Origin of the sequence: Ruminococcus sp. YRD2003, from assembly GCA_900109435.1 — a bacterium.
In the GTDB taxonomy this organism is placed as follows: Bacteria; Bacillota; Clostridia; order Oscillospirales; family Ruminococcaceae; genus Ruminococcus; species Ruminococcus flavefaciens_G.
In genome coordinates this window covers 1-9901 of the sequence record FNZT01000030.1, presented here as the reverse complement: position 1 = coordinate 9901, position 9901 = coordinate 1, and the positions used below count along the sequence as shown (strand labels likewise).

At 39.7% G+C, this 9901-nt stretch carries 9 protein-coding genes and 1 pseudogene; 2 read left to right on the top strand and 8 right to left on the bottom strand.

Features of this window, described 5'->3' with window-relative positions; all coding sequences use genetic code 11:
• From BMX22_RS15410 to BMX22_RS15395, 4 genes and pseudogenes are all read right to left on the bottom strand, one after another.
• Positions 1 to 225: pseudogene (locus BMX22_RS15410) on the bottom strand (glucosamine 6-phosphate synthetase); the annotation flags it as partial.
• Between the two features lie 4 nt (positions 226 to 229).
• Complete coding sequence (locus BMX22_RS15405) at positions 230 to 421, bottom strand: hypothetical protein (RefSeq protein WP_074743510.1); 192 nt, start codon at positions 419 to 421, stop codon at positions 230 to 232.
• A complete protein-coding gene (locus BMX22_RS15400) occupies positions 421 to 1521 on the bottom strand; it encodes an amidoligase family protein (protein ID WP_074743508.1) in 1101 nt (366 codons plus the stop codon). Before BMX22_RS15400 ends, BMX22_RS15405 begins: the two co-directional genes overlap by 1 nt.
• 51 nt (positions 1522 to 1572) lie before the next feature.
• Positions 1573 to 1857, bottom strand: coding sequence for a DUF960 domain-containing protein (locus tag BMX22_RS15395; protein ID WP_074743506.1), 285 nt, complete (start codon positions 1855 to 1857; stop codon positions 1573 to 1575).
• A gap of 478 nt (positions 1858 to 2335) precedes the next feature.
• Between BMX22_RS15395 and BMX22_RS15390 the strand changes: the two genes are divergently transcribed.
• Together BMX22_RS15390 and BMX22_RS15385 are read left to right on the top strand one after the other, a co-directional pair.
• Positions 2336 to 2887 (top strand): relaxase/mobilization nuclease domain-containing protein, encoded by a 552-nt coding sequence (locus BMX22_RS15390; RefSeq protein WP_074743505.1) that lies wholly within the window; start codon positions 2336 to 2338, stop codon positions 2885 to 2887.
• A gap of 720 nt (positions 2888 to 3607) precedes the next feature.
• Positions 3608 to 5614, top strand: a complete 2007-nt coding sequence (locus BMX22_RS15385) for a hypothetical protein (protein WP_074743503.1) — start codon at positions 3608 to 3610, stop codon at positions 5612 to 5614.
• 534 nt (positions 5615 to 6148) lie between these two features.
• Here the strand turns inward: BMX22_RS15385 and BMX22_RS15380 are convergent.
• The 4 genes from BMX22_RS15380 to BMX22_RS16730 form a co-directional block, all read right to left on the bottom strand.
• Positions 6149 to 6685 (bottom strand): hypothetical protein, encoded by a 537-nt coding sequence (locus BMX22_RS15380; protein ID WP_143055564.1) that lies wholly within the window; start codon positions 6683 to 6685, stop codon positions 6149 to 6151.
• Complete coding sequence (locus BMX22_RS15375; RefSeq protein WP_074743499.1) at positions 6682 to 8940, bottom strand: DEAD/DEAH box helicase family protein; 2259 nt, start codon at positions 8938 to 8940, stop codon at positions 6682 to 6684. The genes BMX22_RS15380 and BMX22_RS15375 overlap by 4 nt, the downstream gene beginning before the upstream one ends.
• Before the next feature lie 62 nt (positions 8941 to 9002).
• Positions 9003 to 9362: a helix-turn-helix domain-containing protein gene (locus BMX22_RS15370; RefSeq protein WP_074743497.1), complete on the bottom strand. Its 360-nt coding sequence runs from the start codon at positions 9360 to 9362 to the stop codon at positions 9003 to 9005.
• A 323-nt stretch (positions 9363 to 9685) separates the two neighbouring features.
• Positions 9686 to 9901 (bottom strand): hypothetical protein (locus BMX22_RS16730; protein ID WP_207645889.1); only part of this gene is annotated, 216 nt, incomplete at its 5' end.

Genomic DNA, 9901 nt, shown 5'->3' with positions numbered 1-9901 from the left:
CGTGTGTCCCATAATAGCAGCAGTACCGTCAGGCGGATTGAAGTGAAGCTTGTGAGCAGGTTTCGGGCGCTTGTAAATAACTACCTCGCCGTCCCTCACATAGCTGATACCAGCTGCGTCAGTGCCGCGCTCTTCGGCAGCATTAGCCAGAGCTTGTGTAAGTTTTCTCAGCATCCTATGGGGCATGATGCCCTCATAATTTAACCAACCGAATAATGAACACATAGAATCACTCCTCCTTTGAACCTTCCATCGCATTTGAACGGTAAATATATGGCGGTTGGTACTCCTTTGCCGTTTCCTTTAGGGCCTTCTCGAGCTTGCCGACCAGCAGGGTCGCTACAAGGAATGATGCAAGCTTTAGAGCCTCAGTTGCGGGGCTTGCTGTCGGTATGGCTTTGATTAATTTTGTTACTTTCATTATATTTCCTCCTCGTTGTTAGTTTCATCGTTTATGTAGAGCCGGCGCTCCTTCAAATATTGGATAAGCTCGGGAGCTTCTATTGCTTCAACAAATTCTGACCATGACATCTTTGAAATGCCTTCATCAGTCAAGTTAATGGCAAGGTCGCAGATAACGTCTACAAGTTCCAAAGCGGCGATAAGTGTATTGTATTTGAGCGTGCCGCGAAATAGGCGGAACTCGATAGTCGTATAGTTCAACAGATTCACAGCAGCATACCTGCCGTTGTTTCCTTTCTTAGCCTTGTCCAGTATCTCACGACCTGTCTTTTCAAAGCCATATCGCGCAGCCCAACGGTTCATACTGTACTCGGAACGGCGGGAGAATTTCAGCATCTCATTCCAGTGATGCTCTACAAAGTACAGGATACGACTGATAACCTCGTCCTGGGTATCCCGATCTTCACCGAAGCAGTCTCTGTTGACGTGAATATGGAGACCGCAGGTACTTGTCTGATGTGAGCGATATCCCAGTAATATAGCCTTTTTCATTATCTCCTCCCACTGATAATTCTTGTGATAGTCAAGGCTCATCGGGTGGCTTACAAGCTCCATACCGTCGTCTAAAGAGCCGTCGCCTTTAATGTAAATATGCTCCTCGTCCCTATTGGCTATAGCAAGTAATTCATCGGCATTATCACTGTCTTTTCCTGCACCGTCAATCTCCAGTTCAATTCCGAAATACCGCTTAGAATCGCCGTAGAATATAGGCTCAGGCTTGTAGCCGTAGTCGTGTATAGATCGATTCTTGTCAACTTCATCGTGATAGCACTCGGAGCAGTAGTCGTATCCGTCGAGGTGGTATGCATCATCCTCATGAAGCAGTGCATCACAACAGCTGCAGCGGGTATAGTGGTTTTCGTAGCAGTGACGGCAAAGGGTGGTATACTCGTCGCCATAACTGTCTTCTGTCCATATAACCTCACCGCATCGGTCGCAGGTTGTAGTATGGTGCTCATAACAGTCGGTGCAGACTACCTCGCCATTGACCTCTTCATAGTCTTCATCCTCGCTGATAAGTGCTCCGCAGTGAGAGCAGTATAATTTGTTTTCTTTCATTATTAACCTCCGTAAAATAGTAGTGCCGCTCCCGAAGGAGCGGCCTTATTTTCAATATTCGTTTGCAAGTAACATGGTGCTGTGATCGCCATCATCAATGATGTATAGCTTCTCTTTGATTGGAGTATCCATTGGGAGCAGGTACTCCATGTGATATTCCGGTTCTTCTGAACTGTGCGTTATCGACTGTAAGCTGCCAACGGGCTTCAGTTCAAAGACCTGCAAGTAGTCCTTTGGAGCAGGCATTCGTTCTACACACTCCCACAGGAACAGCTGTAATTCAAGTGGGATAGTGCTGTCAACTCCGCAGGTCAGATATCGCTGCTGCTTTGCCATTGCGTTTCCTCCTTTCATAGATTTGATAACCTCGTGCGCGGTATCATATTAATTATATATATTTACGAACTTAAAAAACTCTGCAAAGACAGTTGTTTACGAAAAACAAACATTCCGATTTATAACCGCCCCATTATGGGGCGGCATTCGAATGTATTAATAAAAAACCTGTAGCTGCCAAGGAATTTTGGCCACAGGTTTACATGCACAAAACACTATACGTACTGTATTAGCACTGAGTATTGGTCTTATTATTTAACTGTAAAGAAATAGTACAGATCTCATCTTTTTTTCTCATTTTTTCAAAAATGCAGGCAGCAGTGAAAATTATCATAGAAAAATCATTGGCTTTCGGGAAAAAGAAGAAATCCAACGAGTGTGTTTTTGCGAGTGCCTGCAACTCTATTTTTTTCTTTATGAAAAGAGAAGATTAGCGAATGATACAAGTGGTTATCATATCTAAGGAGGAAAATGAACTGTGGAAATTATTAAAATAAAAACGTACACAGGCTGTACCGATGACTATTTTGAAAACATCGTAAGATACCCATCCAACGAAGACAGTGTAGCAGTACGTGGCTACGGCGTTGATTGCAGTGATCCTGCCAACGCAAAACGTCAGTTTGAATCGATAGCAAAATACTATGGAAATGAAGAGAAAAACCCGTTTATCCAGTACATACTTTCGTTTTCAAGGGAGACAGCACCTGATGCTGAAAGTACTATGTCAATAACAGAAAGGGTCATAGAACCGATGAAATCGAACCATATGCTGCTTATCGGAGAACATGAGAAGCATCGCGCGGATTCTTATTATCATTCCCATATTTATGCCAGTACCACTGACATCAAAAACGGAAAAATGTTGCACTCAACAAACAAGACCAATTTTGAGATTGCACAGCGCTTGGCTGATACAACTCAACAAGAGACACTGCTCGTAATCGAAAAGACTGATCATTCAAATGATTCTAACAACACCTCCAAGCCTTACGAAAAGATGTTTAAACCGCGTAAAATAAAAGAATAACCGTTATAGAACTTCCCCTTTGAGACTACCAAAACAGCTTCATGGTAATCCATTACTCCCGGCCTTTGTGCCGGGAGAGCTGTTCTTTACTATGTTCTTATAAACTAGGGGCAATACTAAAAAAAGGCCGCCTCGCAGGCGGTCTACATAATCATATGAGTTTTTTTAAATCAAACACATAAAACTGGATTACAATTGGGAATAGTCAAGCGATATGTAACAGAAGAAGGACAATCTAATGGATGCAATTCACCTTGTGAAATCTCTTCACAATTAATTTCCAAAATCAGTTATATTATGACTAGGAAAGAGAGAATAAGTACTATAAAGGAATGGGCACTAAGAGCATATTTTCATCAATTGTAAAATACAGTAAATGTGAAGCATCATACAAACGAAAAAGAACAGGGATAAATACTATTGGATATGCTCCATTTCGTTTATTTGGCTATAAATACCAGCTGACCGGAAATGAGCATTTATTAAAACAATTATCGCATATATTTATGAAAAAAATCTTCTTTTTTGCACCCTTTTATTCTGATGGATGGTATTAATAATGACAGTGTTAATTACAAGCTGATTCTAACATCAGGACAAATCGCGCTTGATACACAGACAGAAAGTGTTGTCGTAAGCGGAATAAAATCATTGGATTAGTGCTTTTTTCAGATGATAAAAGCATTATATAAACCAAACTACCAGAAAGGAAGAAAAATAATGGGTATATCACATGATGAATGGATCAAAAAGCGCAATGGCGGTGCTGATTTTGAAGACGCGATGGTCAATAAGATACAGGATTATAGCGAGCATCTGAATAAGATCGCTGACAAATTCATAGAGGAAGGTAATGAATATCTTGGAAAGAGCCTGAAGGAATTTTCAGAGGCGATCACAGCTCCGACCTTTGATCCTGACACATATGCAAGTGATAAGAGAACTTTTCAAGACTACACCAATAAGCTCGATGAGCTGGATGGTTTTCTGCATGAGCGTGATGAAAACGGAATCAGTAATTATGAAGCCATTTTCTTTAAAGGAATGGAGCTTGGTCTTTTCCCAGAATCCGGCAAGTATTATGATGAACCACTTGGTGTTCTGGCGACCGGCATATCCATGCCGCTGGAGATCGGAGATATTGCTACAGAGCTCTCCAATAAGCTCGATGTGTATAATAAAGAAAAGGAAGAGTTCAGCGAAACTGGGATGGATGATCGCGACAGGAAAATCGCAACACAGCTTCTTGAGGATGAACTTGAAGGCGGTATCCTGGATACAGATGAACAGGGAATGAAAAATCTCCGACAACTGAAGTTTCAGCTTGAGGCTAAATCAATTGAGGAATACAGGAAGCAAAAACTTAATCCTGAAAGATATCAGGCTTTTGTTGACCTGAAAGACTCGGTGGATGAGCTTGTTGAAGTGACAGATAAAACACAGCGGAACATGGAATATGTATGGGAATCTGCTGTCAAGCCCGGAGAGGACAACAAATTTGAGTGGCAAGAAATAGAAGACGAGGAACTCAAAGCCGATATATTTGATGAGGCACGCAAAGGCATTATCAAGGCGACGAACGCCGTCAAGAAGCTGGATTCTTCGCTTAAGAAAATGAAGGAGCTGGACAAGAATTTCGTTGAGGAAACCGTGACATCAAGTAAAAATAGATCGACATTCCTGGTAAATTGGAAAAAGGATTACGAAAAATACGATATGGGTGAGGAGCTCCAGAATGCAGCATTTGACAGTAAATACTCCAAGATGCCGCAAATTGTAGCAGAACAGAAAAAGAAGGCAGCCGCTCCCAAAAAATATCAGCCTGACAACCGAACAATTTTCGGAAGAACAGAACTTGCAATACAAAAGGGGCTGGACCTCGATAACATGGAAGTACTGGACGGACTAAGACCCGATTACGGCGATGCAATACAGAATCCGGCACATGAAAAGCTGCTTGCTGCACTGAAGAAGCAGCAAAAGCTCCTTGAGAAGGACGGAGGTGTCTTTGATCTGTACGGTAAGCTGCACGGCAATACTCAGGAATTCACAGAGATGAAGAATAAGCTCGATAAAACGATTCGTGAAATGCAGAATAACCCATACTATATCTATGAGGAAAATGGCAAGCGAGCGCTTGAGGAAACCTTCTCTGCGGCACAGGTATATTATGGTAAGAAGTTCGACGGCGCCGGCAAGGACACAAATAAGAAAGACTGGGCTCCTTCCTCAACTATGGGTAAGAATCGTCTTAATGGCTCTTTGGGGATCATGGAGGCGCTCGAAGAGGTCCTTCCGAGAGAAAGGCTTACTGATATTTCCTATAACAATGCCAAAAACAGAGTGAATGAAAAGCTGGAAAAGGCGATCAGAAACAACAACGCCGCCGCTATTCAGAAATATGCAGCAGAAGCAGTTGCTGCCCGTGCAATCCGGGAGAAGATGGCGTTCAAAGAGCAATATGCTGACATAAAGACCTGTGACCTGTTCAGCCCGGAAAGTGTACGTAAGATGGGCGTCAGCACGCAGAAAACCAAAGAGTTTCAAAGCTTTACCAAACAGGAAGGATATCTTGCTGAGATCCAGAACGACAGGCTCATGAATACAAGCAATAAAGTATTTGATGACATAATGCAGGATAAGAAGAAAGCTTTAATCAATAATAATGAACCTTCCATCAGGCAGGATATTGTAATAAAGAAAAACAGAACTTTGGGCAAAAATTAAAGTTTGAACATGCAGTATCTTCCAACCAGTAAACAGAACAGCTCGCTTTATTGCCTTACTCCCGGCCTTTGTGCCGGGTGAAGCTGTTCGTAACTGTTGAATTATTCGAATCCTGCACCAGCTGTTATTCTCGGGAAAGATATATATATTGTTATATAAAGCAACATCAGCATTATTTCTTTATGAATAGAAAAGAGGGACTTTAAGTCCCTCTTATTCTGATTATTGTAGATAACTATGACGGTGAATCAGCGTGTTGCTGAAGACCATTCTGCAAGATCCGCTAATATGTCGCCGTCGTAATCGTCGTCGCCATCATCAGTATTGTAAAGAACCAAATCTTTATTAAAAACCATTGGTGTTCCTCCTTTCTAATTATTTCTTGTTAGTATTATTATACCATTAATATTCAGAAAAGTAAAGAACATTATACAGATTTTACAATAAGTTCATAATTCCGATTGTATAATTTTTACACGAAAGCGGAACAACAACTGTTGTGTCAAACAATTGTATCTATATGACAATATAGAACTACAGTGTTTTGAACACAATCATATCATCAATATCGACTGACTCAATATTGCAAGGAATATTGCCTTTCAAAGTCGTTTCGATATGGTAGAACAGCAAACAATCATAAATATAAGCTATGTTATTTGGCGACCGCCTTTTGTATCCAAGCTCTGAAAGCAGCGTACGCAGTTTCATTCTTGCAATACCCTTCTGATTTATGTACAGACTCCTTATTCTAAGTTCCTTGAATATAAGGTGTGAAAAAGAATGTTCAGTATCATCAGAAATACTGTTATTCTTCAAGCCGAAGTCATTCATATCCTTTTCTATATCCGATTGCTCAGATAAATATGTATCAGGATCACTTAAATAATTCTGCTTATCCATTACAGCAAGAATAAAGCTTTTCTGATCGTGTCTGTATTCTGGTTGAATAAAAATGTTATCATGGCGATGTATGTTTTGCAGTAATTCAATATATCTTTCACTGTCCATGTGATGATACTGGATAATAAGAGCTAGTTCAAACGGCGAATATAAAAAGCTTTTCATCATTTATCACTCTTTTCGGCGTTACAGAAACGGCATAGAATCTGCAAGTTTTCAGGCGTAGTCTTTCCACCTTTATTGAGTGGACTAATATGATCCACCTGCAACATGATACGATTTGGATAATTCTTACCGCAGCAAGCACAAACATACTGTCCATCAGAGGTTTTTGCTTTGGCAAATGCTCCGTCACGGAGTAGTTTCTCATATTCTGGAGCTACCTTGCCGATTTCATATAACGACATATTCTCAAACTGACGTTTCCCGTATACAACATTATCCTCATCATCTTCAAAGAGGAACGGCGAGGTTATGCGGAGTATCTCTCGGTTAAGCTGATTGTAGAAATACTTTTGCCTTCCAAAGAATAGTCTGAGAACATTATCATCTCCGTCATTCCAAAGCTGCTGGATATATGCTGACTGCGTAACAGGATCCATTTTCTGTTCAACAATATGCTTTGCGATAGCACACACATCAATTTTGCTCTTATCAAGTTCATCAAATGTATAGAAATTCGGAGCTGCTTCATACTGGGCATAGTATTTCAGGATATTGATAATATCCTTTTCATCATATGGTGGTATCATTTCACCCAGGAAGAATGTGTTTCTGCATTGCTCAGCCATATTCGACAGTTTATCCTGTGACAGGTATTCTTCATCATTACCATATTCCTTGAAAAGCAAAGGAAGGGATTCCATAAGCTGCTCATACGCAGTTTTTGTGCTGTCATATACCATAACCTGATAGGAAATATCCATTCCGTTTTCCTCAAGATATGTAAAGGCGTACATACCAATAGGAATGCGCTGAGTAAACGGAGCTTTTTCAAGTTCCTTTGTATCGGCAGAGTCATTCAGCATTTTAGCAAATTCTTCTATCTTTGAGATAGCAATAAGGCGAATATCACGCTTTTCATATTCGGATTTGGTGTCTGCAAAGTCGTTGTTGCCTTCAAATATCGTTTCTGGATTAGACCACGCAATCTTGTCAAGTCCGTTGTCAATAAAGGATACAATATATGCTTTCTTCGTTCCGCCTGCCTTTTCTCCTCTTAAAGCTCTGCCAATCATCTGAGTCATTAAAATCTTGGATACTGTAGGTCTTGTGAGGAACACTGTCTGTGTTTTAGGCAGGTCAACTCCCTCGGTCAGAATATTGACATTTACAAGCACTTGGAGTTCTCCTTGGCTATATGCATCATATACAGCTGCGTTATCCTCACGACTTCTGGTGACACCTGTAATTGCGTCTTTTACTGATGATACAACATACCCTGATTTAATGCCGTAATGATTAAAAAGAGCAGAAAGTGCAATAGCGTGGTTAACGTTTAATGCGAATACAATAGTCTGACCATATTTATCTTTGTTTGCTACAAATGTTTCTACGATAAACTTGTTACGATCTGCATTTTTTACCATTTCATTTGCAAGGTCTTCAGGTAGAATATCGAGGTTCTGAATAGTTTCAAGGTCTTTTGCGCCGATAAACTTACCATAGTCTTCGCCTGTGTTATAGCTTTCAATAATAGGCTGTGAAAGAATCTGACGGTTGATCAGTTCTTTAAGCGAAATCTGATATGTGATACCTTTATCGTTGTGAACAAAAACGCCGTTTTCTATTCCGTCTGTATAAATCTTTGCAAGCAGTCCCTGCTCATTATCAGATGTACGGAACGGAGTTGCTGTAAGACCAATCAACTTCACATTAGAGACCTTGCTTTTAACATAATCAATGACTTTACGATATGTTTTAGCAGTAGAATGATGGGCTTCGTCTACGATAAAATATATCTCGTCTTCACCTTTCAGCCACTTATCCAAAGCACCGAGATTACGCCCAATACTGTCTTTACTGATAATGAGAAGGTTGTCATCTTTTTCAATGTCTATTGTTCTATCGTGTTTAGTTTCTCCAGAAATAATTCTGTATTTAAACGAAGAAATATTAGGAATAAATTCAGAATATGGATTGGTTATAAACGTTTCAGCAGCCTGATCGAGGAGTGTTTGCCTATGAGCAATCCAAAGTATCTTCTTTTTTCGATCAATGGCATTACGAAGAAGCCAAACAGCAGCGGTATATGTTTTTCCTCCGCCTGTCGGCAAAACGACCAGAGTGCTGTATGAACTGTTACGATTGATAATGTCAAGATTTGCCATTGCTTTTTTCTGATGTTCATACAAATCCCTTTTATTGGTTATCTTTTTGGGATATACTGTGCCGTTTGATTTAGTTTCAATCGATTCTATCATAGTATTCACCTCATATTTTTTTAATTGTTTACATAGTGCCACCCCCTTACAAGGGGTGTGGTCTAAAGTGTTTGTGACAGTTTGAGTGTATCAATTTCTATAGCTATGTTAAGCTTGGATAATTGAGTAATACAATGTAGATTTTTAGTGTTTCGAACATCTTTTTTCATGTATAGATTTGCAAACTGAACAATTTCATTATCGTTAAGAGTGAGAGGGTGATCATGGATGATAAAATTATTCATAAAGTATGATGTTGGGACATCGCAAAGATCGGCAAACTTGTGGATCATATCTTGAGATAGTTTTTGTTCATCATTTTCCAATGATTTTAGATATGAAACTTCAACACATAATTGTTCTGCAATTTGTTCTTCAGATAATCCTAAGTGACCTACAATTTTTTTAATATTAACAGCCATATATTTCATCCTCCTGATTAATCGTCAAATCCAATAGTCTTTTTATCAATGAAAAATAAGTATGCCTTGAAAAAAGCTATTGGGCACCAGTCTTTATACATACGATTTTAACATAAAATGCTGAATGAATCAACACTTTTTGATTATTATTTGCCAAAAATTCATATTATTTGTCAGATTAAACAGTCGATAAGTTCCATTTTTGGTATTGTTGACATGCTTGAATGTTATTTATAATGCCTTCGTGGCGGCGCTTTATTATAAAAAACAGAGCATTGTTTGAAGACAATGCCCTGTAATTCTTCTTGAATTGGAAATACTCGTTACGCCATATTGCTCATGATCAATGGAACGGCATCGATCATTTTTCTTTCGCTGTCCCATGAGAGCTTTCCGAAAAATGATAAGGATTTGAAATGTCCTCTTGAACCTAATCTGTATCCGTGATTTCCGTCAGTTCTGCGGTGGTATAATACCAGTCTGTGGTCAGAGTTATTGAAGTAATACTTGTTGAAATATATGTAAACGGGTATCTCCTC